Annotated in this window: 21 protein-coding genes; 6 read left to right on the forward strand and 15 right to left on the reverse strand. The window is 59.4% G+C overall.

Annotated features, from left to right (window positions below; translation table 11 throughout):
• The first annotated feature begins 262 nt into the window (after positions 1–262).
• Positions 263–5,023, forward strand: coding sequence for an NAD-glutamate dehydrogenase (locus tag ACQZ5K_RS11300; RefSeq protein WP_448740393.1), 4,761 nt, complete (start codon positions 263–265; stop codon positions 5,021–5,023).
• A gap of 106 nt (positions 5,024–5,129) precedes the next feature.
• Positions 5,130–6,506 (forward strand): MFS transporter, encoded by a 1,377-nt coding sequence (locus ACQZ5K_RS11305; RefSeq protein ID WP_448740394.1) that lies wholly within the window; start codon positions 5,130–5,132, stop codon positions 6,504–6,506.
• 56 nt (positions 6,507–6,562) lie between these two features.
• On the opposite strand, the gene phaR is transcribed toward ACQZ5K_RS11305, so the two are convergent.
• Complete coding sequence (gene phaR / locus ACQZ5K_RS11310) at positions 6,563–7,138, reverse strand: polyhydroxyalkanoate synthesis repressor PhaR (protein ID WP_003520279.1); 576 nt, start codon at positions 7,136–7,138, stop codon at positions 6,563–6,565.
• 243 nt (positions 7,139–7,381) lie between these two features.
• Between phaR and ACQZ5K_RS11315 the strand changes: the two genes are divergently transcribed.
• The 4 genes from ACQZ5K_RS11315 (at position 7,382) to bfr (ending at position 10,489) form a co-directional block, all read left to right on the forward strand.
• Positions 7,382–8,563: an acetyl-CoA C-acetyltransferase gene (locus ACQZ5K_RS11315; protein ID WP_080815507.1), complete on the forward strand. Its 1,182-nt coding sequence runs from the start codon at positions 7,382–7,384 to the stop codon at positions 8,561–8,563.
• Between the two features lie 171 nt (positions 8,564–8,734).
• A complete protein-coding gene (gene phbB, locus ACQZ5K_RS11320) occupies positions 8,735–9,460 on the forward strand; it encodes an acetoacetyl-CoA reductase (RefSeq protein WP_448740395.1) in 726 nt (241 codons plus the stop codon).
• A gap of 266 nt (positions 9,461–9,726) precedes the next feature.
• Positions 9,727–10,038 (forward strand): (2Fe-2S)-binding protein, encoded by a 312-nt coding sequence (locus tag ACQZ5K_RS11325; protein ID WP_003505234.1) that lies wholly within the window; start codon positions 9,727–9,729, stop codon positions 10,036–10,038.
• On the forward strand, positions 10,004–10,489 hold the full coding sequence (gene bfr, locus ACQZ5K_RS11330) for a bacterioferritin (protein ID WP_003520274.1): 486 nt from the start codon (positions 10,004–10,006) through the stop codon (positions 10,487–10,489). Before ACQZ5K_RS11325 ends, bfr begins: the two co-directional genes overlap by 35 nt.
• A 42-nt stretch (positions 10,490–10,531) precedes the next feature.
• Here the strand turns inward: bfr and ACQZ5K_RS11335 are convergent, their stop codons facing one another.
• The 14 genes from ACQZ5K_RS11335 to rplU all read right to left on the reverse strand — a co-directional run bounded on the left by ACQZ5K_RS11335 (position 10,532) and on the right by rplU (position 22,716).
• Positions 10,532–11,044, reverse strand: a complete 513-nt coding sequence (locus ACQZ5K_RS11335) for an RNA pyrophosphohydrolase (protein WP_020811992.1) — start codon at positions 11,042–11,044, stop codon at positions 10,532–10,534.
• Positions 11,045–11,090: 46 nt separating this feature from the next.
• Entirely contained in the window at positions 11,091–12,290 is a 1,200-nt protein-coding gene (locus ACQZ5K_RS11340; RefSeq protein ID WP_448740396.1) for a divergent polysaccharide deacetylase family protein, read from the reverse strand.
• Between the two features lie 62 nt (positions 12,291–12,352).
• Complete coding sequence (locus ACQZ5K_RS11345; RefSeq protein ID WP_448740397.1) at positions 12,353–13,681, reverse strand: S41 family peptidase; 1,329 nt, start codon at positions 13,679–13,681, stop codon at positions 12,353–12,355.
• The gene (locus ACQZ5K_RS11350) at positions 13,671–15,068 is read right to left on the reverse strand and encodes a murein hydrolase activator EnvC family protein (RefSeq protein WP_080857110.1); all 1,398 of its coding nucleotides are present in this window, start codon (positions 15,066–15,068) and stop codon (positions 13,671–13,673) included. Before ACQZ5K_RS11350 ends, ACQZ5K_RS11345 begins: the two co-directional genes overlap by 11 nt.
• Positions 15,069–15,227: 159 nt before the next feature.
• The gene (gene rlmH / locus ACQZ5K_RS11355; RefSeq protein WP_174039746.1) at positions 15,228–15,710 is read right to left on the reverse strand and encodes a 23S rRNA (pseudouridine(1915)-N(3))-methyltransferase RlmH; all 483 of its coding nucleotides are present in this window, start codon (positions 15,708–15,710) and stop codon (positions 15,228–15,230) included.
• Positions 15,711–15,869: 159 nt separating this feature from the next.
• A complete protein-coding gene (gene rsfS / locus ACQZ5K_RS11360; protein ID WP_035236703.1) occupies positions 15,870–16,313 on the reverse strand; it encodes a ribosome silencing factor in 444 nt (147 codons plus the stop codon).
• Between the two features lie 113 nt (positions 16,314–16,426).
• Positions 16,427–17,011 carry a nicotinate-nucleotide adenylyltransferase gene (locus ACQZ5K_RS11365; RefSeq protein WP_127756613.1) on the reverse strand — a complete coding sequence of 195 codons (585 nt, stop codon included), beginning with the start codon at positions 17,009–17,011 and terminating at the stop codon, positions 16,427–16,429.
• Between the two features lie 42 nt (positions 17,012–17,053).
• Positions 17,054–18,340: a glutamate-5-semialdehyde dehydrogenase gene (locus tag ACQZ5K_RS11370; RefSeq protein ID WP_175422046.1), complete on the reverse strand. Its 1,287-nt coding sequence runs from the start codon at positions 18,338–18,340 to the stop codon at positions 17,054–17,056.
• Positions 18,333–19,502 carry a glutamate 5-kinase gene (proB, locus tag ACQZ5K_RS11375; protein ID WP_059759775.1) on the reverse strand — a complete coding sequence of 390 codons (1,170 nt, stop codon included), beginning with the start codon at positions 19,500–19,502 and terminating at the stop codon, positions 18,333–18,335. Before proB ends, ACQZ5K_RS11370 begins: the two co-directional genes overlap by 8 nt.
• Positions 19,499–20,569 (reverse strand): GTPase ObgE, encoded by a 1,071-nt coding sequence (obgE, locus tag ACQZ5K_RS11380; RefSeq protein WP_448740398.1) that lies wholly within the window; start codon positions 20,567–20,569, stop codon positions 19,499–19,501. The genes proB and obgE overlap by 4 nt, the downstream gene beginning before the upstream one ends.
• A 168-nt stretch (positions 20,570–20,737) precedes the next feature.
• Entirely contained in the window at positions 20,738–21,331 is a 594-nt protein-coding gene (locus tag ACQZ5K_RS11385; protein ID WP_003520260.1) for a GNAT family N-acetyltransferase, read from the reverse strand.
• On the reverse strand, positions 21,328–21,960 hold the full coding sequence (locus tag ACQZ5K_RS11390) for a GNAT family N-acetyltransferase (RefSeq protein ID WP_003505256.1): 633 nt from the start codon (positions 21,958–21,960) through the stop codon (positions 21,328–21,330). Before ACQZ5K_RS11390 ends, ACQZ5K_RS11385 begins: the two co-directional genes overlap by 4 nt.
• A 131-nt stretch (positions 21,961–22,091) precedes the next feature.
• Positions 22,092–22,361, reverse strand: a complete 270-nt coding sequence (gene rpmA / locus ACQZ5K_RS11395; protein WP_003492686.1) for a 50S ribosomal protein L27 — start codon at positions 22,359–22,361, stop codon at positions 22,092–22,094.
• A 40-nt stretch (positions 22,362–22,401) separates the two neighbouring features.
• Positions 22,402–22,716 carry a 50S ribosomal protein L21 gene (gene rplU / locus ACQZ5K_RS11400; protein WP_386910712.1) on the reverse strand — a complete coding sequence of 105 codons (315 nt, stop codon included), beginning with the start codon at positions 22,714–22,716 and terminating at the stop codon, positions 22,402–22,404.
• Between the last annotated feature and the right edge of the window lie 206 nt (positions 22,717–22,922).

The raw sequence follows: 22,922 nt of genomic DNA on the forward strand, positions 1-22,922 counted from the left end.
TGCTTCGACCGTGGCCGCAACATCACATGGCAGCCAAAGAACCGCCTAAAAATTAGCCGCAGAAATACTGTCAAAATGCTTCGTGACAGGCCCTCATGGCAAAAGGAGCAAAAAAATTTCACTTACCGACCGAAGAAACACGAAAGCCTCTTAAACTCTTCGTAATTCCACGCCAATATCCGATTCGACTGAAAAGGCAAAATCCGCAAATTGGCGATGCTTTTTTATATTAAAGTGTGATTTTTGGAGGAATCCACGTCAAATGGGCTACAGAAATAATCCAAAACGCGAAAAACAGATCGAAAAAGCGCGCCAGCAGGCAATTGCCGAAAATGTCCAATTTCTTGACCCAGGTATTCTTTATGGAAGGGCAAGCGCCGACGATATAGAATATTATTCCGCAGAGATGCTGGCTGCGAGCGCCGCTCACAGTTTCGAGGCGCTTTCGCACTGGACCGGAGACGTTCCGTACATCGGCATCTCCCAGGTGGAGGGCGTTTCGCCGCGGGATATTCCGGTAACGGTCCTGACCATTATCGGCCGCAATATGCCCTTCCTTTACGATTCCGTCATGGGCGAGGTCACCAGCAGCTATCGCGGTCTTTATCTCGCGGTGCACCCGATCCTGGTGCGCGACGAAAGCGCGCAGGCGGGCTATCGTCTCGCGGAACCCGAGGATGACCCCGCTGAAAATATCAGCCTCATCCAGCTGCATATCGCGCCGCTCACGACGCAAGCCGCCGCAGCGCTGGAAGAAAGACTGCGCTTCGTGCTGACGCAGGTTCAGTTCGCCTATCGCGACTGGCGGCCCATGCTGGCGAAACTCGACGAGGCGCTGGATGAATTGTCCAAGCGTGGTTCGTCACGGCGCAAGACCGAGCGTACGGAAGCCGTCGAATTCCTCAACTGGCTTCGCAACGACAATTTCACCTTCCTCGGCATGCGTGACTACACCTATTCCGGCAAGGGAAAGAACGCGAAGATCGAGCGCGGCGACGGCGTCGGTCTCGGCAGCCTCAGCGATCCGGATGTGCGCGTGCTGCGCCTCGGCAAGAATGCCGTGACGACCACGCCGGAAATCCTTGCCTTCCTCGACGGCCCGGATTTCCTCATCGTCACCAAGGCCAATGTGAAATCGATCGTGCACCGTCGCGCCTATATGGATTATATCGGCATCAAGCGCTTCGACGAGGACGGCAATGTCATCGGCGAACTGCGCATCGTCGGCCTCTTCACCGCCACCGCCTATACGCGCTCGGTCAAGCAGATACCGCTGCTGCGCGCCAAAGTCGCGGAAGTCGAGCGGCATTTCGGCTTCGATCCGAACAGCCACTCGGGGCGCATCCTGCAGAACACGCTGGAAGCCTATCCGCGTGACGATCTTTTCCAGATCGAAACCGATCTTCTGATCCGCTTCGTCGAGCAGATCATGGAACTGAGCGACCGGCCGCGCGTGCGCGTGCTTGCACGTATCGACCGTTTCGACCGTTTCGTTTCGGCCATCATCTTCGTTCCGCGCGAGGAGTATAATTCTTATGTGCGCGAGAAGATCGGCGATTATCTGAGCAGGGTCTATGACGGGCATATTTCCGCCTATTACCCCGCCTTCCCCGAAGGCGCCGTCGCCCGCGTCCACTTCATCGTCGGCCGAACGGAAGGCAAGACGCCGCGCATCGCCCAGGATAAGCTTGAAGATGCCGTCAGCGACATTGCGGCGCGCTGGATAGACCATTTCGTCGCCCTCTCCGAGCCGGGTGCACCGGTGCTGGAGGTCGATCAGGCCTATCAGGAAGCCTTCACGCCGGAAGAAGCGATCGGCGACATGCCGGATATTCTGGGCGCCGCGAAGGGCGAGCCGGTCCGCATCGAATTTTACCAGCAGGAAGGTCAATCAGCGGAGACGCTGTCGCTGAAGATTTTCCACCGCGACGGCCATCTACCGCTTTCACGCCGCGTGCCCCTGCTCGAAAATCTCGGTTTCAATGTCATCAGCGAACGCACCTTCGATATCGGCGTCGTTTCAGACGGCGAAAAGCGCGACATCGTGCTGCACGACATGGAACTGTCCGTCGCCAAGGGAACGACGCTCGATCTGCCGCACTATGGACAGAAACTCGAAGAAGCTTTCCTCGCCGCCTTCTCCGGCAAGGTCGACAATGACAACTTCAACCGCCTGATCCTCGCCTGCGGCCTAACCGTGCGCGAAGTCTCCGTACTGCGCGCCTATGCGCGTTATCTCCGCCAGACCGGCATCGTCTATTCGCAGGAGCATATTTCCGAAACGCTCTATAAGTATCCGGCGATTTCCCGCAATATTTTCGCGCTGTTCAAGGCCGGCTTCGATCCGTCCGTCGACGAAAAGAAGCGGCTGAAGAAACTCGCCGAAATACACAAGGCAATCGAAGCGGCATTGAGCGGCGTTCCCAATCTCGATGAGGACCGCACGCTCAGGCGTTACGTCAACGCCATCGACGCGACGCTTCGCACCAACTACTTCCAGAAAAATGCCGATGGTACGCCGCGTGACCTGTTGGCCTTCAAGTTCGATCCCAAGCATCTGGACGGCCTGCCCGACCCACGTCCCTTCCGCGAAATCTTCGTCTACGGAACAGAGGTCGAAGGCGTGCATCTGCGCTTCGGCAAGGTCGCACGCGGCGGTCTGCGCTGGTCGGATCGCGGCCAGGATTACCGCACGGAAGTGCTCGGTCTCGTCAAGGCGCAACAGGTCAAGAACGCGGTGATCGTTCCGGTCGGCGCCAAGGGCGGCTTCTTTCCGAAGAACCTGCCGGCCGGCGGCTCCCGCGACGAGGTCTTCAATGCCGGCCGCGAAGCCTACAAGACCTATATCCGCACCCTGCTCTCCATCACCGACAATATCGTCGACGATGCCATCGTGCCGCCAGCCGACACGCTGCGGCTCGACGGTGACGACCCCTATTTCGTCGTCGCCGCCGACAAGGGAACGGCAACCTTCTCCGATACGGCGAACGGTCTTGCCCATGAGGCCGGTTTCTGGCTGGACGACGCCTTCGCATCGGGCGGTTCGGCCGGTTACGACCACAAGAAGATGGGCATCACCGCCCGCGGCGCCTGGGAAACGGTGAAACGCCATTTCCGTGAAATGGACACCGACATCCAGACCACCCCCTTCACGGTGGCGGGCGTGGGCGACATGTCCGGCGACGTCTTCGGCAACGGCATGCTGCTGTCGGAAAAGATCAGGCTTATCGCCGCCTTCGATCACCGCGACATCTTCATCGATCCGGATCCCGATACCGACAGGTCCTTTGCCGAACGCAGGCGGCTTTTCGAACTGCCGCGTTCCAGCTGGCAGGATTACGATCGTTCGGCCCTCTCCAGCGGCGCGATGATCATCTCCCGCTCGGAAAAATCGGTGACGCTGACACCGGAAGCCGTGGCCGCCATCGGCATCGACAAATCCGTCGCCACGCCCTTCGAGATCATGACGGCCATCCTGAAAGCGCCAACCGATCTTCTGTGGTTCGGCGGCATCGGCACCTACATCAAGGCGGCGGTGGAAACCAATGCCGAGGTGGGTGACAGGGCGAACGACCCCATTCGCGTCAACGCAACCGAGCTGCGCGCCAAGGTCATCGGCGAAGGTGCCAATCTGGGCATCACGCAGAAGGGGCGCATCGCCTATGCGCTTTCGGGCGGGCGATGCAATTCCGACGCCATCGACAATTCGGCCGGTGTGAACTCCTCGGACGTCGAGGTCAACATCAAGATCGCGCTTGCCTCCGCCGTTAACAGCGGTCGCCTGACGATGCCGAAACGCAACCAGCTTCTCGCTTCCATGACGCCGGAAGTGGCGCAGCTGGTATTACGCAACAACTACCTGCAATCGCTGGCGATCTCGCTGACGGAGCGACTGGGCCTTTCGAACCGCGAAGAACTCGGCCGCCTGATGAGCGCGCTGGAGGCGACCGGGCAACTGAACCGCAAGGTCGAAACCCTGCCCAACAATGTCGAATTCAGCGAAAGATACGCCATCGGCAAACCGCTGACCCGGCCGGAAATCGGCGTGCTCCTCTCCTATGCCAAGCTCACTTTGTTCGACGCACTGGTGGCAAGCACGCTTCCCGACGAACCCTATCTCCAGCATCTTCTGGTCGATTATTTCCCGGCCAAGATGCAGAAGAACTATGCGGACGATATCAAGTCGCATCGTCTGCATCGCGAAATCGTCGCGACCGCGCTCGCCAATGCCGTCGTCAATCGCGGCGGCCCGGGCTTTGTGCAGAAACTTGCCGATGCGAGCGGCCTTCTGGCGGCCGACGTCGTTAAGGCTGCGGTGATCGTCGAGGATGGTTTCGGTCTCAAACGTCTGTGGAGCGAAGTCGACGCGCTTGACGGCAAGGTCGGCGGTGAAGTCCAGAACGGGCTTTATGCCACGATCACGCGCATCTTCTCGGATGCGAGCAGGCTTTACCTGCAAACCGGGAGCGCGGGTGCGGCCGCAGGCGACATGGCGACCGAAATCGAGCGACTGAAAACCGCCATCAAGACGCTATCGCCGGCAGCGGCGAAGTATCGTCGCGAACTCGGCGTCACGGAAATCGACGGCGTTCCTTCCGGTCTTCTTGAGGAACTCGATACGCTTTCCCTGCTCGTCTATGTGCCGGAGATCATGCGCATCGCCGAAAGCGCTGGCACCACGCTTGCCCGCGCCGCCGAAAGCTACGCCACCGTCTCGTCGACCTTCCGCGTCGCGCGTCTGCTGGATGCAAGTCAGCGCATCACACCGGCGGATCATTATGAGAGTCTGGCTCTCCTGCGCAGCCAGGACCAGATCTCCTCATCGAGACGCCGGATCGTCATCTCCGCGCTGACCGAATATGCCAGGGAAAAGGACCCGGTTCAGGCCTGGTATGCGGCGGACCGCGTGCGGGTCAACCGCATCGTCTCCGAACTCGGCGCGCTCAGCGACAGCGGCGATACCAACCTTGCCCGTCTGACGGTCGCGGCCGGGCTGCTTGGCGATATCGTTCAGGCACGCTGATCGGCAGCCTCAAAAACGCCATCCGGGTCCCCCCCGGATGGCGCCAGACAAAATGGATGCACCCGCATCGCGCATTTTATTTCCCGATTTTCCGATAGGACGATGAATGACTGTCCCTTCCCCAAATGCGGAAACAGTGGTTGCCAAACGCGGCATCTGGGGCTGGGTGATGTTCGACTGGGCGGCGCAGCCGTTTTTCACGGTCGTCACGACCTTCGTTTTCGGGCCTTATTTCGTCGCACGGCTCACCGATGATCCGATTTCAGCGCAGGCGACATGGAGCAATATGGCAACGGTGTCTTCGATCATCATCGCCCTCTTCTCCCCCATTCTCGGCTCCATCGCCGACCAGTCCGGCGCACGCAAGCCGTGGATCGCCTTCTTTGCCGTCATCAAGATTGTCAGTCTCTTTTTCCTCTGGTTTGCCGCACCCGGTTCGCCGCTCATCCTTCCGATCGTCTGCATGATCCTCGCCTCCATCGCGGCGGAATTTTCTATCGTCTTCAACGATTCCATGATGCCGCGCCTGACCAACCCGCAAAATGTCGGGCGCATCTCCAATCTCGCCTGGGGGCTCGGTTATCTCGGCGGCATGGTGGTGCTGATTGCCGTGGTGACGCTTCTGGCCGCCAATCCACAGACCGGTGTGACCATCGCCGGTATCAAACCTCTTTTCGGCCTCGATCCCGCAACCGGCGAGGATGCCAGAATAACCGGCCCGCTCGCCGCGCTCTGGTATCTCATCTTCATTCTGCCGATGTTTATTCTCACTCCCGATGCTGAAAAGGGCTTGCCCTTCGCAGCCGCGATCCGCTCGGGATTGGGGGAACTGAAGATCACGCTACGCGAGCTGCGCTACCGCCCCGTGCTGTTGCGGTTTCTGATTGCGCGCATGCTTTATCAGGATGGCGTCAATGGCGTTCTCATTCTCGGCGGGGCCTTCGCTGCTGGCATGTTCGGCTGGGCAACGATGGAAATCGGCCTCTTCGGAATTCTGCTCAATATCGTTGCCATTGCCGGCTGCTTTGCCGCCGGGCGCGTCGACCAGAAACTAGGTTCGCGCATCACCATCCTCATCAGTCTGGTACTTCTGCTGCTGGCAACGCTCGGAATCGTCTCGACGGAAAAGGGCTCCACCCTGTTCGGCTGGATACAATTGTCGACCGCAGATAATGGCGGCATCTTCGCCACCGGCGCGGAAAAGGCCTATCTGCTTTATGGTGTGTTGATCGGCCTTGCCTTCGGCCCCGTTCAGGCCTCGTCACGATCTTATCTCGCCCGCAACATCACCGTGGCGGAGGCGGGCCGTTATTTCGGCATTTATGCGCTCTCCGGACGCGCCACCAGCTTCATGGCGACGCTGTCGTTTTCCATAGCAACCACAATAAGCGGCTCCGCCCATATCGGCATGGCGACGCTCATCGTATTTCTGGGATCCGGCTTACTGCTGTTGCTGCGCGTGCCGGAAAGAACGACAGGCTGAAAGTCTGAAGCAAAAGCCGATGCGGTTTGCTGAAACCGGGCATCGGCCCGACAGGATCAGAGCTGATCGAGCTTTTGCTGCAATGCGCGCAACTGCGCCTTCAGCTCGTCGATTTCGGATGCATTCGGCTTGCGGGTTTCCTTTGGCGCCTGCGGCATTGCGAAAGGTGTGAAACCCTGCATCGCCTGCCGGAACAGTTCCGTATTGCGGCGGATCTGCTCTTCCATCATTTGCAGCGGCGCCTGAAAATTGCGGGCAAGCGAACCATCGCCGAAAGCCTTGGCCATATGCTCCTGCATCTGGCTCTGCTGGTCGGAGAAGGTCTTCATCGAATGTTCGAGAAATGTCGGCACGACCATCTGCATCTGGTCGCCGTAATAGGAGATCAATTGCCGCAGAAACGCCGTCGGCAGCAACGTATTGCCGGTTTTGGCCTCCTGTTCGACGATGATCTGCGTCAGCACCGCATGCGTGATGTCTTCGGAGGACTTGGCATCCTGAACCTTGAAGTCCTCGCCGCGCTTGACCATCTGCGCCAGATCATCGAGCGTCACATAGGTGCTGGTGCCGGTATTGTAGAGCCGCCGGTTGGCGTATTTTTTAATGATTGTTTCGCCGTCGTGTTTCGCCATGCCCGCCTCCTCGCGATGATGGTATTTTCTTGTTTTTTGGTGTTATTGCTCTTCCCGCCGCAAAGTGTATGCGCAAAACGAGCCCTCTGACAAATGTTTTGTGCATCGCAACAGTTTGTTTTTTGCGCAGCAATTTTCCGCAAGATTTCGGCGTGATTTAGCAACATCTTTTAAAGCAACTTTCGCCATTTGACTTGTATTGAAAGCTTTGCCAGTCTCCGCCCGCAAGTGAGGAGAAAACTGATGACCCTGCCTTCAATCGTGATTGCCAGCGCCGCGCGCACAGCCGTCGGCTCTTTCAATGGCCACTTCGCCAATACGCCAGCCCATGAGCTCGGGGCGACCGTCATCAGCGCCGTGCTGGAGCGCGCCGGTGTCGCGGCGAAGGAAATCGATGAAGTCATTCTCGGTCAGGTCCTGACGGCGGGCGAGGGGCAGAACCCGGCGCGGCAGGCTGCCATGAAGGCGGGCATTCCACAGGAAGCGACCGCCTTCGGCCTCAATCAGCTTTGCGGCTCCGGCCTGCGCGCCGTGGCCCTCGGCATGCAGCAGATCGCGACCGGCGACGCGAACATCGTCATTGCCGGCGGGCAGGAATCCATGTCCATGGCTCCCCACTGCGCCCATTTGCGCGGCGGCGTGAAGATGGGCGATTTCAAGATGATCGACACCATGCTGAAAGATGGCCTTACCGATGCCTTTTATGGCTACCACATGGGCATCACCGCTGAAAACATCGCCCGCCAATGGCAGCTTTCCCGCGACGAGCAGGACCAATTCGCCGTCGCATCGCAAAACAAGGCCGAAGCCGCGCAAAGCGCCGGCCGTTTTGCAGATGAGATCGTGGCTTTCACGGTGAAGGGCCGTAAGGCCGATATCGTCATTGATACAGATGAGCATATCCGCGCCGGAGCTTCGCTGGAAACCATGGCCAAGCTGCGCCCCGCCTTCGACAAGGAAGGGACGGTCACAGCCGGCAACGCCTCCGGTCTGAACGATGGCGCCGCCGCCACGCTTTTGATGTCGGAACAGGAAGCAGGAAAGCGCGGTATCAGGCCGCTCGCCCGTATCGCCTCCTGGGCGACGGCAGGCGTCGATCCGCAAATCATGGGCACCGGTCCCATCCCTGCCTCCCGCAAGGCGCTGGCCAAGGCCGGCTGGTCGATCAGCGATATTGGCCTTGTGGAAGCCAACGAAGCCTTTGCGGCCCAGTCCTGCGCCGTGGTGCGCGAACTTGGCCTTGATCCTGCTATCGTCAACGTCAATGGCGGGGCGATCGCCATCGGTCATCCGATCGGCGCCTCCGGCGCGCGCGTCCTCAACACCCTGATTTTCGAAATGCGCCGCCGTAACGTGTCGAAGGGTCTCGCAACGCTCTGCATCGGCGGCGGCATGGGTGTCGCCATGTGCATCGAAGCACTCTGAAACCGCCGCACGACTTGCCAAAAAGCAATTCCGGTTCAGCGCGCAATAGGGTAAAAGCGGCCTCCCATTGGCCGCATTTCTGTGGCCGGTGAGCACGACGAACAAGTTCTGCAAGATATGGAAGCATCCTCGCATATGCAGGCGCTTCAATGACAGGTCATGGAGGCCTATATGAGCCGGGTTGCGTTGATTTCCGGCGGGACGAGCGGCATAGGCGCCGCAATCGCCCGCGTCCTGCAGGCGGCCGGCTACCGGGTGGCCGTCAATTACGCCTTCACGACGGACAGGGCGGAAGCATTCCAGAAAGAAACTGGCATCCCCGCTTTTCAGTGGGATGTGCGCGACTATGACGCCTGCGTCAATGGCATAGCCAGGGTGGAAGAGACCTTCGGTCCCGTCGAGGTGCTCGTCAACAATGCCGGCATCACCCGCGATGCGATGTTCCATAAAATGTCGCCGCAGCAATGGCGCGAGGTGATCGACACCAACCTCACCGGCGTGTTCAACATGACCCACCCTGTATGGCCGGGCATGCGCGACCGCGGCTTCGGCCGCATCGTCAACATCTCCTCCATCAATGGCCAGAAAGGCCAGGCGGGACAGGCCAATTATTCCGCCTCGAAAGCGGGCGACATCGGCTTTACCAAGGCGCTCGCCCAGGAAGGCGCCAGCCGCAATATCACCGTCAACGCCATCTGCCCCGGCTATATCGGCACCGAGATGGTGAGAGCGATACCGGAGAAGGTTCTGGCGGAACGGATCGTGCCGCAAATTCCCGTTGGACGGCTGGGTGAGCCGGAAGAAATCGCGCGCTGCGTTCTGTTTCTGGTTTCCGACGAGGCGGGTTTCATCACCGGTTCGACCATGACGGCCAATGGCGGACAATATTTCGCCTGAGGCCGTCGATCCTGCCTTCCCGGCCGCCTGAACCCAGTAAACTTTCCGTGATCTTAGCTTCGATAATTTTGCCGCGCACAAAAACTTGAAGATGAAATACTGGAATGACGTGCCGCCTAAACTAATGAAAATACGATAGTTTTTGTATAGTTTAGAATGAGTCTAGAAAATCCTTGGCGACTCATTAAGAGGTTTTTCTTGACATTTGCTGTCCTGTTTTGGTTTAAGAACGAAAACAACGTGTTGCGTCATACAGGCAGTCCATCATGCTGGTTTGCAGCTGCAATTACATCACCGATCACGATATCCGGGACGTCATCAACGAGCTCCTCGACGAGGACTGTTGGCAGCTCATCGTTCCTGCAAAAGTGTATCACGCTATGGAAAAACGTGGCCGCTGCTGCGGCTGTTTCCCCACCGTTGTCGACCTGATCATCAAAACCACTGAAGAATATCATGCCCGTCGCCACTCGACTGAGGCCGATGTTTTTGATTTTATGTCCCGCCTGAAGCAATTCCATGAAGAGAACAGGAGAGCGGACATTGAAAGGCGACAAAAAAGTCATCGAGCGGCTTAACGAGGCCCTTTTTCTCGAACTCGGTGCGGTAAACCAGTACTGGCTTCACTATCGTTTGCTGGAAGACTGGGGCTACACGAAGCTCGCCAAAAAGGAACGTGCTGAATCCATCGAGGAAATGCAGCACGCCGACAAGCTGGTCGCACGCATCATCTTCCTCGAAGGCCATCCCAACCTTCAGACCGTCGCGCCCCTGCGCATCGGCCAGAACGTCAAGGAAGTTCTAGAATCCGACCTTGCCGGCGAATATGACGCCCGCACCTCCTACAAGAAATCGCGTGATATCTGTTATGAGGCCGGAGACTACGTCTCCATGAAGCTTTTCGAAGAACTGCTGATCGACGAGGAAGGCCATATCGACTTTCTCGAAACCCAGCTCGAACTGCTCGGCAAGATCGGCGAGGAAAAATACGGCCAGCTCAACGCCGATTCCGCCAACGAAGCGGAATAAGCACTGGCGACAAAACAGAAAAGGCGGCCTTGGCCGCCTTTTTTATTTGCCGGAAAGGTGCTGGAACTCCGCTACGACCTGTTCGTATACCGCGCGCTTGAACGGCACGATGAGCTCCGGCAGGCTTTCCATCGGCTTCCAGTCCCACGCATCGAATTCGGCCGTGTGCCCGGTCGGCGGCGGATCGATCTGGATCTCGCTTTCGTCGCCTTCGAAACGGAACGCAAACCAGCGCTGTGCCTGCCCGCGATATTTGCCCCTGAGACCGATACCGATCAGTTCGGGTGGCAGGTCATAGTGAATCCAGTCGCTCGCCTCCGCAAGCAGGCTCACCGTTTTCATGCCTGTTTCTTCGTAGAGTTCGCGAATGGCGGCCGTCAAAGGCCGCTCACCGTCATCGATGCCGCCCTGCGGCATCTGCCACAGATGCGGTGAGCCATCATATTCGGAATTGCCTTCCTTGATGCGCCTGCCGGCCCAGACAAGGCCCTCGGCGTTCAGCACCATAATTCCCGCACAGGGACGGTAAGGCAAATCTTCTGCTTTGATTGTCATGGGAAACCCGCACTGTCTGAGCGCCAGAAATGGCCGCACGCAAGGTTTACTGCCCTGCCTGCCCGGAAACAAGCGCAGAAACACCGACAATCTCGATGCCGCGCCCGCCAGCCTCGCGCGACCATTTGGAGATCGCGGCAACGCTTTCATCGAAAGCCGAAGCAACGCCGATCGCCTGGCCGTTACGCCGCGCAATTCGTTCCAGCTCGTCCAGCTTGCGCAGAATGGCAGCTTCGGTGACTTCGCCGTCGAGCAGAATATCGGCAAAACCCTGTGGCGCGGAAATCGCCTTGGCAATGCCGCCGCTCAGCGACTGCGCTGAAGAGCCATCATCCAGAAACAGCAGGCCACGCTTGCCGATATCGCGCATTACCGGCTCCAGCGCCGCCTGCTCGGCAAGGAAACGCCCACCGAGATAATTCATAATGCCGGTGTAATTGGTGATCTTCGCCATGGAGCGATGCAGCCGGTCGATGTTGACCTTGGCGGGATCACCCGCCAGCAGGGTGTCCGGGCCGGGATTGGTGCCGGGGTAACCGAAAGGCTCAAGCGGTATCTGCAGAAGGATTTCATGTCCCTGTCGGCGCGCTTCCTGCATCCAGCGCTGCAGGCTGTTGCCGCTGGCGGCAAAACCGAGCGTCACCTCCGGCGGCAGCTCCCGGATCGCTTTTTGCGACCCCGTCTGGCTGAGACCCAGCCCGCCGACCACGATCGCCACCCGGGTGCCGCGTGCACCAGACCAGGGCCGCGCATATTGCTCCATCGGCCGCAAACCATCCGCACCGACAACCGGCAATTTGCCAAACGCAGTTTCTTCCAGCAGTTCCTCATTGGGTCGCGTCGCCATGCGCGGATCCTGACCATAGGTCTGGCCACTCATCAAAACAGGCCCGTCGCCCTCGCGCGGGCGGGGAGAGTACACCGATACGACATTGCCATCCGGCATCGTCTCGCGATTGATATTGGCGCCGGAGCGGCCGCTTTGCGGCTGGATACCGGCGGCGTCGCCGGGAGCCGTTACATCGGCCGGTGCGATTTCAGGTGTCTTTTCGGCAAGCTGAGACAGTGCATCCGGTCCGGCCGCCGTCTTCTGCAAATTGCCGGGCGAAAGCGCCGTATAGACGGACAGGCCGCCGATTGAGAAAACCGCAAGCACCGACAGAGCCATAATGACGGAAAAGCGCCGGTTGATACCGGCGCTTTTTTTCTGACGACCCAGAAGCGGTTTTCGTAGGTCCGAAGGCAATGAACGATCCGTCCAAACGGTTGGGCAATAGATGGAATGCGCCGGCTGACCGGCGCACTATCTTACTGCTTGTTGACCACAGCCTTTTCCGGGTTCGGCGGGAAAGACGGATCCGTCTTGGTGCCGCGCAACAAGTCCAGAGCATAGTTGAGCTGGATGTCGTCCTTGGCTTCCGGCGGAACATAAGCGGAGGAACCCGAACCTTCGTCGGTTTCGCTCTGGCCCTTGATGTGGCCGGAAAGACCGGATTCACCTTCGGTGGTCACCTTGCCCTGCAACTCGGGCGGCAATGGCTGCTCCACCTTGATATCAGGTTCAATGCCCGTACCCTGGATCGATTTACCCGACGGCGTGTAATAGAGCGCCGTGGTCAGGCGCAGCGCGCCCGCCTCGCCGAGCGGAATGATCGTCTGGACCGAACCCTTGCCGAAGGAACGCGTGCCGACCACGGTGGCACGGCGCAGATCCTGCAGGGCGCCGGCAACGATTTCCGAAGCCGAAGCCGAACCGCCGTTGACGAGCACGATTACCGGCTTGCCATCGGTCAGATCGCCTGCCGTCGCGTTGAAGCGGCGGGTCTCGTCGGGGTTACGGCCACGGGTCGAAACGACCTCACCGCGCTCGAGGAAGGCGTCGGAGACATTGATCGCCTGATCGAGCAGACCGCCCGGATTGAGGCGAAGGTCGAGCACATAACCCTTCAGCTTGTCGGCCGGCACATCCGCCTTGATCTTCTTGATCGCCCTTTCGAGATCGTCATAGGTCTTCTCGGTAAAGGAGATGACGCGCAGATAACCGACATTGTCGCCCTCGACGCGGGACTTGACGGCCCGCACGGCAATGACATCGCGCATGACGGTGAATTCGAGCGGCTTGTCGGCGCCCTGGCGGATGATCGTCAGCTTGATCGGCGTTTTCACCGCGCCGCGCATCTTTTCGACCGCCTGTTCCAGCTTCAGGCCGCGAACCGGCGTACCGTCGATTTCCGAAATGAAGTCGCCGGCCAGAATGCCCGCGCGGGAAGCCGGTGTATCGTCGATCGGCGTAATGACCTTGACGAGCTCATTCTCCATGGTCACTTCGATGCCGAGACCGCCGAATTCACCCTTGGTCTGGGTGCGCATGTCGTTGGCATCCTTGGCATTCATGAAGCTCGAATGCGGATCGAGCGAGCTCAGCATGCCGTTGATGGCATTTTCCACCAGCTTCTCGTCATCCGGCGGCGTCACATATTGTGCGCGCACGCGCTCGAACACATCGCCAAAGATCGACAGTTCCTTATAGGTCGAAGGCCCGGCCGCCTGTGCCGGCATGCTCGCCGAATAAATCACGCTCATCGCCGTGGCGCCCATAAGCCCACCGATAAGGAGAAGCGAAACCTTACGAATCATTGTGCGCCCTTCCGGTATTTTTTGCGGTCCACCATGGTTGAGAATCAACCGGTACACCATCTTTCCTGAACTCAATGTAGAGCGTTGGCCTGTCGGTTTCCAGCGCCAATGCTGCTGCACTCGCTACTCTTTTTGCACCCATGGAGGCGATGGGCTCTCCGGAGAACACGAACATTCCCTGCCGCGTCCTCACATTGTCCATGCCCGTCATCACCACATGATATCCATCACCCGTATTGAGGATGATCATCCGGCCATAACTGCGAAAATCTCCGGCAAACACCACGAACCCGTCTGCAGGCGCCGTCACGATGGCTTCCGGTCCGCTCGCGACGACAATTCCCTTGGAAAAGTGGCCCGTTCCATCCGCATCGCCGAAGCGCCGCAGCACTTCGCCGGTAACCGGCAGCTCCAGCTTTCCCTTCAAACTCGCGAAGGGATATGCGGGCGCAATACGGTTTTTATCGGGCATTCCAGCCTCGGCCGCGGCCCGCTCCTTTTCGCGTTCCGCCTCCGAAAGACGGGCCAGGCGCTGCTCTTCCGCCCGCGCCTTTTCCATCGCCTCCCGCACCGAGGTAATCTCGCCTTCAAGCGAACTGACCAGCCCCTCGAGGCTCGTCGCCTTGCTCGCGAGCTCTTCGGATCGCTTGCGTTCCGCCTCCAGCTCCGCCGCCGTCTGGGTGTTCTTGCGATCGTTTTCGGCAATCAGCAGGTCGAGGCGTTTTTCCTCTTCCAGACTTGCCGTCATCATACCCGTAAGATCGTCCTTTTCGCGAGCGATTGCCTGCCTCAGATCGGTCAATTCTTTGAGAGCGGCGACCAGCTTGTCGGTTTCACCGCGAATGCCGGGCACGACGGCGCCGAGAAGAATGGCGCTTCGCACGGACGCCAGCGCATCCTCGGGCGAGACGAGAAGGGCGGGGGGCGGGTTTCGGCCCATGCGCTGCAACGCCGCCAGAACCTCCGCCAGCACACCGCGTCTTTCCCGCAACGACGCCTTGACGCCATCCTCGCGCACCGAAAGCTTGGCCAGGCGATCCTCACCGTCGCTGATCTTGGTTTCCAGCGCCTTGCGCCGGGCAGCCGATGCGATCAGCTCCTCCCGGATGCGGGCGCTGTCCTGATTGAGGGAGGCGATGCTTTCCTCAAGCTTCCTTGTCTTGTCTTCCGAAAGACCGATGCTGTCGACCAGCTCCTCCAGATCCTGCCGGTTCTGGTCGCGGCGCTTCTCCAGCGTTTGCAGCGCATCCGGCGACGAATCATCGCCTGCGGCAGGAACGGCGCCCGCATCGTCCCGCGAATAGGTCGGACCGATGCCCATGACGAAAGCAGCAATAACCGCGCCCGCAAGGGCAGCGTGCCGTTTTCGTTGAGGCCTGTTGTCCATGTGAACTTTCTTTGATGCCGAAGCAGAAGCGCCGATATTAGGGATTTTGCCGCGATCTTCCAAGAGGCCCTGGAAAGGCCGCCGCCAAAGCCGTGCGCTGTCAGCGGTGTCGCGGAGCTTCATGTTGAAATTGAGACAATTATCCGAATCGAAACCCGATCAAACGCGATGATAGGGATGACCGGAGAGGATCGTGACGGCACGGTAAAGCTGCTCTGCGATCAGGATACGAACGATCTGATGCGGCCATGTCAGCTTGCCGAGATTGAGAACGGCCGTCGCCTTGTCGTAAAGCGCGGGATCGAGCCCATCGGCTCCGCCTATGGCGATCACGAGGTCTCGCTTGCCGCTATCGCGCAAATCGCCAAAGAATGAAGCAAAGGCAGGACTGTCCAGCGCCTTTCCGCGCTCGTCCAGCAGGACGAGGGCTGCTCCGTCAACCAGATGTTTTTCCAGCATCGCGGCTTCTTCGCGCTTGCGGGTCTCTGCATTGGAAGCGCGGCTTTCGGCAACCTCGATCACCCGCGAAAACTCCAGCCCGATCGCCGGGCCGGTCTTTGCCAGGCGCTCGATATAACGGGCCGCAAGATCCTTTTCGGGGCCGGATTTCAGCCGTCCCACCGCAAAAATTGAAATCCGCATCGCAAACCTGCATTCGTCGTGACCCAACAGGGTCACGCTCTTAACAGCATAGCCTGCGGATTCCTATGCGGCCGGTCAGATTTCCGGCCAGAGGCACCGTTTCCGAAGTCAGATATGATCTTCGGCAAAAGCGATGCACTCGCTCAAAGGCTCACCGCATCAATGCAGCGTCTCTTCCGGCATGTCCGGCGTCGCCCACATTTTTTCAATGTTGTAGAAGGCGCGGATTTCCGGGCGGAACACGTGAACGATGATGTCGCCGGTATCGATCAGCACCCAGTCTCCGGTCTCGAGACCTTCGACGCGGGCGTTTCCGAACCCTTCATCCTTCATGTCCTTGAGAAGATGCTCGCAAATCGCCGAAACATGCCTGTTCGACCGCCCGGAGACCACGACCATGTAGTCCGCAAGCGCCGATTTTCCGGCAATGTTGAGAGAGACGATATCTTCAGCCTTGGAGTCCTCGAGGCTCGCGAGGACGGTTTCGAGGGCATGGCCGGCGGCATCGGCGCCACTGTCCTGGCCCTTCGGGATAGCAACAAATGCTCTTCCCTTGGCGTGTACTGTTGTCAGAGGTTTTCCTTTCCAAGAATGACAAAACAGGTACTGGCGACGCGATTCTCTGCGTCACACAATGAAGGTGGCATCAAAGCATTAACTTTTCAAGATATGGACCCTTCGACACCCGGCACATACATCATTTGTGATCGAAGGCGTCATTTACGACCGTTGCGCAACGCCGTGGAGCTGAGCGTCGAGCGCGGACCGTGAATGAAAACCCAGGCAGGGGCCGCTTTTTTCCACAAAACGCCGGCATCGTCCTCATCCACCCGTGCATGGCTGAAGGCCTGCGCCATGGTGGATGAGAGATAAGAGAGCGTGGAGCCTGGCCGATCGATCACGGCAATCGGGAATGTCTCGGCGATCCGCCGCCATTTCTGCCAGCGATGGAAGCTTTTCAGATTGTCCGCTCCCATGACCCAGATGAAACGGACATGCGGATTTTTCGCCTTCACCTTGGCGAGCGTATTGGCCGTATAGCTCATCCCCAGTGATTTTTCGAAGGCCGTCACCTTGATGCGCGGATCGTGGACCAGCTTTTCGCAGGCGGCGATGCGATCTTCCAGAGACGCCAACTCCGAGCGGCTTTTCAGCGGGTTGCCCGGTGTGACGATCCACCAGAGCTGGTCGAGACCGAGCCTGCGCAACGCAATCTCGGCCACAAGCGCGTGACCCGCATGCGGCGGATTGAAAGAACCGCCGAACAGGCCGACGACCATGCCGCGCTCCACATGCGGCATGGTGAGATAACGTCTGTCGAGGCGCTTGTCAGCCGGCAAATATCAGGTCCGTGTCTGGCCGGTGCCGTGCACCCGGTATTTGAACGAGGTGAGTTGCTCGACGCCGACCGGGCCGCGCGCATGCATCTTGCCGGTGGCAATGCCGATTTCAGCACCCATGCCAAACTCGCCGCCGTCCGCAAACTGTGTCGAAGCATTGTGCAGCAGAATGGCCGAATCGAGTTCGTTGAAGAAACGCGCGACCACATCGGGATCTTCGGCGATCACCGCCTCGGTGTGGTTGGACGAATAGGTGCCGATATGCTCGATCGCGCCCGAAATACCCTCCACCACGGCGACCGAAATGATCGCATCGAGATATTCGGTGCGCCAGTCCTCTTCCGTCGCCGGCGTGAGACCCGCCACCACATCGCGAACGGCCTGCGAACCGCGCACTTCGCAGCCGGCTTCGATCAAGGCTTTGACGAGCGGCGTAAGATGCGTGGAAACGGCAGCGGCATCCACCAGCAGCGTTTCGGCCGCCCCACAAATACCGGTGCGGCGCATCTTGGCATTGACGACGATACGTTTCGCCATGTCGAGATCGGCCGATTTGTCGATATAGACATGACAAATGCCTTCCAGATGCGCAAAGACCGGCACGCGGGCTTCCGACTGCACCCGCGCCACGAGGCTTTTGCCGCCGCGCGGCACGATAACGTCAACCGTGCCGTTCAATCCACTCAGAAGCGCGCCGACAGCGGCGCGGTCGGTCACCGGCACCAGCTGAATGGCATGCTCGGGAAGGCCGGCGATCTTCAGGCCTTCCACGAGGCAGGCATGGATAGCACGCGATGAATGTTGCGAATCCGAGCCGCCGCGCAGGATGACGGCATTGCCCGCCTTCAGGCACAAAGCGCCGGCATCCGCGGTCACATTCGGGCGGCTTTCGTAGATCACGCCGATGACGCCGAGCGGCGTGCGCACGCGCTCGATCTTCAGCCCATTCGGACGATCCCAGGCGGCGATGACTTCACCGACCGGATCGGGCAGCGCCGCAACCGAACGGATGCCTTCGGCAATACCGGCGATCCTTGCATCGTTGAGGGTCAACCTGTCCACGAAGGAAGCGGCAAGGCCTGCGCTTTCCGCCGCGGCCAGATCTTTCCTGTTGGCGGCAAGGATCGCATCCCTGGATGCTTCGATGGCAGAGGCCATGGCAAGCAGCGCGCGGTTCTTCTGGTCTGTGCCGGCGATGGACAACGGTCGCGAAGCAGCTTTCGCCTGAGCGCCGATGGTGATCATCAGCGCGTCAATATCATGGCTCTGCTTCACGGCCTGTTCAGGCATGGACCTCATCCTTCTTTGCATTTTTAACTTTGACGGCAGCGCCCGTCATCACCAGATCGTCACGATGAATCATGGCCGCCCGCCCGACATAACCGAGGATCGCCTCGATCTCGTTGGACTTGTGACCGATGATAAGACGCGCCTCTTCAGCATCGTAACCCGCAAGACCACGAGCGACTTCACGGCCCTCCGCACCGATAATGGCGATTGCGTCACCACGGCCGAAATTGCCCTTCACCAGTCGCACGCCCGCCGGAAGCAGGCTTTTTCCGGCATAGAGAGCCTTTTCCGCACCGGCATCCACATGGATTTCGCCGGCCGGCTGCAATTGCCCGGCAATCCAGGTCTTGCGCGCCGTCACCGGCGTGCCCGAAGGCGCAAACCATGAGGAGCGCGCGCCGTTTTCAATAGCCTTCAAAGGATTAAGCGTCTTGCCGGAGGCGATGATCATGCCGCAGCCGGCAGCGGTCGCGATCTTGCCCGCATCGATCTTGGTACGCATGCCGCCGCGTGAAAGCTCGGATGCCGCACCGCCTGCCATGGCCTCGATTTCGGGCGTAATGTCGGCAATCGTCTCAAGGAATTTCGCGTCGGGATCGAGATGCGGCGGAGCCGTGTAAAGCCCGTCAATATCCGAAAGCAGCACCAGAAGATCGGCGCCCGTCATGGTCGCCACACGCGCCGCCAAACGGTCATTGTCACCATAACGGATCTCGGTGGTCGCCACGGTATCGTTTTCATTGATGATCGGGATAGCGCCGATCTTCAGCAACTGGTTGATGGTGGCGCGCGCATTGAGATAACGGCGACGCTCTTCGGTATCGGAGAGCGTCAGAAGAATCTGGCCGGCAACGATCTCATGCCGCGACAGGCTTTCCGACCATGCCCGCGCAAGCGCGATCTGGCCGACAGCCGCCGCCGCCTGGCTTTCCTCCAGTTTCAATGCGCCGGAGGGCAGGCCAAGCACGGTGCGGCCAAGCGCGATGGCGCCCGAGGACACCACCTGCACATCAGCGCCATTTTTCTTCAGCGCGGCGATATCCTCGCAGATGGCGTCGAGCCAGTCTTTCTTGAGACCGGTCTTCCGGTCCACCAGAAGCGCCGATCCGATCTTGATGACGATCCGGTGATGGCTCGCCAGCGGCTTGCGCGTCAGGCTCATAGGCGGTCGTCCTCTTCCTCGGCCTCGCTGTCCTCATGCGGCATCGACCGGTCGGGCAGGGCGGTTTCGCCGCCATTGCTCGCCGAGACAATGATATCGCGAAGGGCGCGCAACGCTTCCGTCATGCCGATATGGGCGGCAGCGGAGAGAAGTAGCGGGGGACGGCCGCAGGCCTTCTCCAGTTCCTTGGCCTTCTTTTTCAGCTCTTTTTCATCGAGCACGTCGATCTGCGACAGCGCCACGATTTCCGGCTTGTCGGTCAGCCCGCCGCCATAGGCGTCCAGCTCGGCCTTAACGGTCTTATAGGCCTTGCCGACCTTCTCTTCCTGCGCGGAAACGAGATGCAGAAGCACGCGGGTACGCTCCACATGGCCGAGGAAACGGTCACCGATGCCCACACCCTCATGCGCGCCTTCGATGAGGCCGGGAATATCGGCCAGCACGAATTCACGGCCATCGATGGTCGCGACGCCCAGGTTCGGATGAAGGGTGGTGAAGGGATAGTTGGCGATCTTCGGCCGCGCACGGGTGACCGTCGCAAGGAACGTGGATTTGCCGGCATTGGGCAGACCGACGAGACCGGCATCGGCGATCAGTTTCAGGCGAAGCCAGACTGTTTTTTCCTCGCCTGCGAGGCCGGGATTGGCATGGGTGGGGGCCTGGTTGGTCGACGACTTGAAATAGGCATTGCCGAAACCGCCATTACCGCCGGCGGCAAGACGAAAGCGCTGGCCTTCCTTCGTCAGATCGACGATCAGCGTCTCATTGTCTTCCTCGAAGATCTGCGTACCGACGGGTACCTTCAGCACCACATCCGAACCCTTGGCGCCGGTGCGGGTCTTGCCCATGCCGTGCTGTCCGATCGAGGCCTTGAAGTGCTGCTGGAAACGGAAATCGATCAGCGTGTTGAGGCCGTTGACCACCTCAACCCAGACATCGCCGCCGCGTCCGCCATCGCCACCGTCAGGACCGCCGAATTCGATGAATTTTTCGCGCCGGAAGGAAACGGCGCCCGCGCCGCCGTCGCCGGACTTGATATAGACTTTTGCTTCATCGAGAAATTTCATCGGACTGCCGTTCTGTCGGTTTGCGGACGCAACAATCTTGCCGTTGCGTCGAACAAAAATATCGTCGTTTCGAATACAAGCGCTTCTTCACGAGGTCAAAGACTATCGTGCGGGAAGCCCATGCGCGAGACAAGGCCGGTTTGGATCAAACCGGCCTTGCAATGCTCCTCAAGTACGATGCGGCTGAATGAAATCCTCAGCCTTAATCATGGTACCGATATGCGCCACCATGGCGGCGCGCGCCGTGGCGTAGACCTGATGGCAACCGGTCACACGGAAGCCGAGTTTTTCCTGCACGCGCAGCGAAGCGGGGTTATCCGCAAATACGCCGGAGTGAAGGGTCACCCCCGGCATGCGGCGGAAGAACCGCTCTACCACGGCGGCCACCGCCTCGGTCATGTAACCCTTGCCCCAGTAGAAGCGGTTCAGCCAATAGCCGAGATGCCACTCGCCGTGCCGCAATTCCACCGAGACGACACCGATCAGGGTATCGTCGCCGCTGGTAATGGCGAAATCCCAGTCGGGCAGGGTGCCAGAAGTGCGCAAGACCAGCCATTCCAGCGCATCCTGCCTGTGGTAGGGCGCGGGAACGCGGGCCAGCATTCTGGTCACAGCGAAATCGCCAAGCGATTCCGCAATGCTGCCGGCATCGGAAAGCCGCTGCGGCCGCAGCACCAGACGCTTTGTCTCGATGACAGGGCAGGGGCCGGGCGGCGCCACGGCAGTGGCGGCGCGGCGACGGGTAAGCTCTATCGTGCTCATCCCATGTCCCCCCAGCTCTTCAGCGAAACCCAGGTCTTGCGGTCCAGCCTGTACCATTCGACCGGCACCATGCCGCCAAGCGCCAGCGAACCGACCATGCCGGAGCCCTGGAACTGGAAACCGCATTTCTGGATGACGCGGCGCGACGCGATGTTGGTGACCCGGCAACGGGCATCGATCTGGTCGATTTCACGCGTGCGGAAGGCCATGTCGATCAGCGCATGCGCTGCTTCCGTCATGTAACCCCGGTTCCAGTAGGGTTCCCCCAGCCAGTAACCGATTTCCAGCGTCTTTTCATCTTCCTGGGGTTCGAGCGCGCAGCAGCCCAGAAACTCGCCATTGTCCATGCGGGTAATCGCATAGACGCACTTGCCAATCTCGCCAGCTTTGGAGCGTCGCACAAAATCCGCGGCGTCTTTGGCCGTGTAAGGGTGCGGCATACGCGACACCATGGTCGCGATATTGGCATTGTTGGCAAGATGGGCAAGGGCGTCGATGTCTTCTTCGTGAGGCTTGCGCAAAACCAGCCTCTGCGACAGTAAAACGGGGCAATCGCTCCTCGACCGATCGGGCCTCGGCCGTTCCTCGGGTGACCGTGATTGGTCAACCCTCAACAATTCAGCTTGCATGGTTCAGTCCCTCCTTGGGGTTAAAGAAAAAGGGGAGTTGGGTGGTGCCCCATCTCCCCTGTTTTCTTGACTGAACCTGATACGTCTCAGCCGGGTCGATGGGACACCGGCTGCATATGACGCTTACCGGCTTATTCTGCGGCTTCCGCTTTCGGTGCCACGGATACGAATACGCGGCCATTGGCCTTCGTACGGAAGTTCACGTTACCTGCGGTCAGTGCGAAAATCGTGTGGTCCTTGCCGATGCCAACATTGGCGCCCGGATGCCACTGCGTGCCGCGCTGACGCAGAATAATGTTGCCTGGAATGACAGCTTCGCCGCCGAACTTCTTTACGCCAAGGCGCTTGGATTCGGAATCGCGACCGTTACGCGAGGAACCGCCAGCTTTTTTGTGTGCCATTGGAGTTCTCCTTTAAACCTTGTTTCCCGTGTCGCGCCGATCAGGCAGCAACGATGTCCGTGATGCGGACGACAGTGTGATGCTGACGATGGCCGCGCGAACGCTTGGAGTTCTGACGACGACGCTTCTTGAAGGCGATGACCTTCTTGCCGCGGTTGTGCTCGACAACTTCAGCCTTGACGATGGCACCCTTGACGAAGGGAGCACCGAACGTGGCGTCGGCACCTTCGCCAACAACGAGAACTTCGGTGAATTCTACAGTTGCGCCTGCCTCTGCTTCCAGCTTTTCGATGGTCAGCACGGCGTCGGCCGCTACGCGGTACTGCTTACCGCCGGTCTTGATGACTGCGAACATTTTTTATCCTTTCATGTTCGTTCCGGCTCTGCCCGCAAATGCAAGCTGGCCGTCTTTTTATCAGTCGGAGTAGCGGAAATCCGTCAGGACTGAATGCCCCTTTGAATGTCTGCCGGTGAAGCCGCCTTTTGAGGGGCGGAATAAACAGAAGGCGCACTACGCCATCAATTTGGGTGCCGATTACGCGAGACGCCCGTTTATGTCAA

The sequence above is a fragment of the Agrobacterium sp. 22-226-1 genome, assembly GCF_053522345.1.

Coding starts and splice junctions, on each gene's coding strand:
- obgE (WP_448740398.1), bottom strand. CDS start 20,569: ATGAAATTTCTCGATGAAGCAAAAGTCTATATCAAGTCCGGCGACGGC.
- ACQZ5K_RS11315 (WP_080815507.1), top strand. CDS start 7,382: ATGACCCTGCCTTCAATCGTGATTGCCAGCGCCGCGCGCACAGCCGTC.
- proB (WP_059759775.1), bottom strand. CDS start 19,502: ATGAGCCTGACGCGCAAGCCGCTGGCGAGCCATCACCGGATCGTCATC.
- ACQZ5K_RS11370 (WP_175422046.1), bottom strand. CDS start 18,340: ATGCCTGAACAGGCCGTGAAGCAGAGCCATGATATTGACGCGCTGATG.
- ACQZ5K_RS11390 (WP_003505256.1), bottom strand. CDS start 21,960: ATGCAAGCTGAATTGTTGAGGGTTGACCAATCACGGTCACCCGAGGAA.
- ACQZ5K_RS11305 (WP_448740394.1), top strand. CDS start 5,130: ATGACTGTCCCTTCCCCAAATGCGGAAACAGTGGTTGCCAAACGCGGC.
- rplU (WP_386910712.1), bottom strand. CDS start 22,716: ATGTTCGCAGTCATCAAGACCGGCGGTAAGCAGTACCGCGTAGCGGCC.
- ACQZ5K_RS11300 (WP_448740393.1), top strand. CDS start 263: ATGGGCTACAGAAATAATCCAAAACGCGAAAAACAGATCGAAAAAGCG.
- phaR (WP_003520279.1), bottom strand. CDS start 7,138: ATGGCGAAACACGACGGCGAAACAATCATTAAAAAATACGCCAACCGG.
- ACQZ5K_RS11345 (WP_448740397.1), bottom strand. CDS start 13,681: ATGATTCGTAAGGTTTCGCTTCTCCTTATCGGTGGGCTTATGGGCGCC.
- rlmH (WP_174039746.1), bottom strand. CDS start 15,710: ATGCGGATTTCAATTTTTGCGGTGGGACGGCTGAAATCCGGCCCCGAA.
- ACQZ5K_RS11350 (WP_080857110.1), bottom strand. CDS start 15,068: ATGGACAACAGGCCTCAACGAAAACGGCACGCTGCCCTTGCGGGCGCG.
- phbB (WP_448740395.1), top strand. CDS start 8,735: ATGAGCCGGGTTGCGTTGATTTCCGGCGGGACGAGCGGCATAGGCGCC.
- rpmA (WP_003492686.1), bottom strand. CDS start 22,361: ATGGCACACAAAAAAGCTGGCGGTTCCTCGCGTAACGGTCGCGATTCC.
- ACQZ5K_RS11385 (WP_003520260.1), bottom strand. CDS start 21,331: ATGAGCACGATAGAGCTTACCCGTCGCCGCGCCGCCACTGCCGTGGCG.
- ACQZ5K_RS11365 (WP_127756613.1), bottom strand. CDS start 17,011: ATGCCGCATGTGGAGCGCGGCATGGTCGTCGGCCTGTTCGGCGGTTCT.
- ACQZ5K_RS11335 (WP_020811992.1), bottom strand. CDS start 11,044: ATGACAATCAAAGCAGAAGATTTGCCTTACCGTCCCTGTGCGGGAATT.
- ACQZ5K_RS11325 (WP_003505234.1), top strand. CDS start 9,727: ATGCTGGTTTGCAGCTGCAATTACATCACCGATCACGATATCCGGGAC.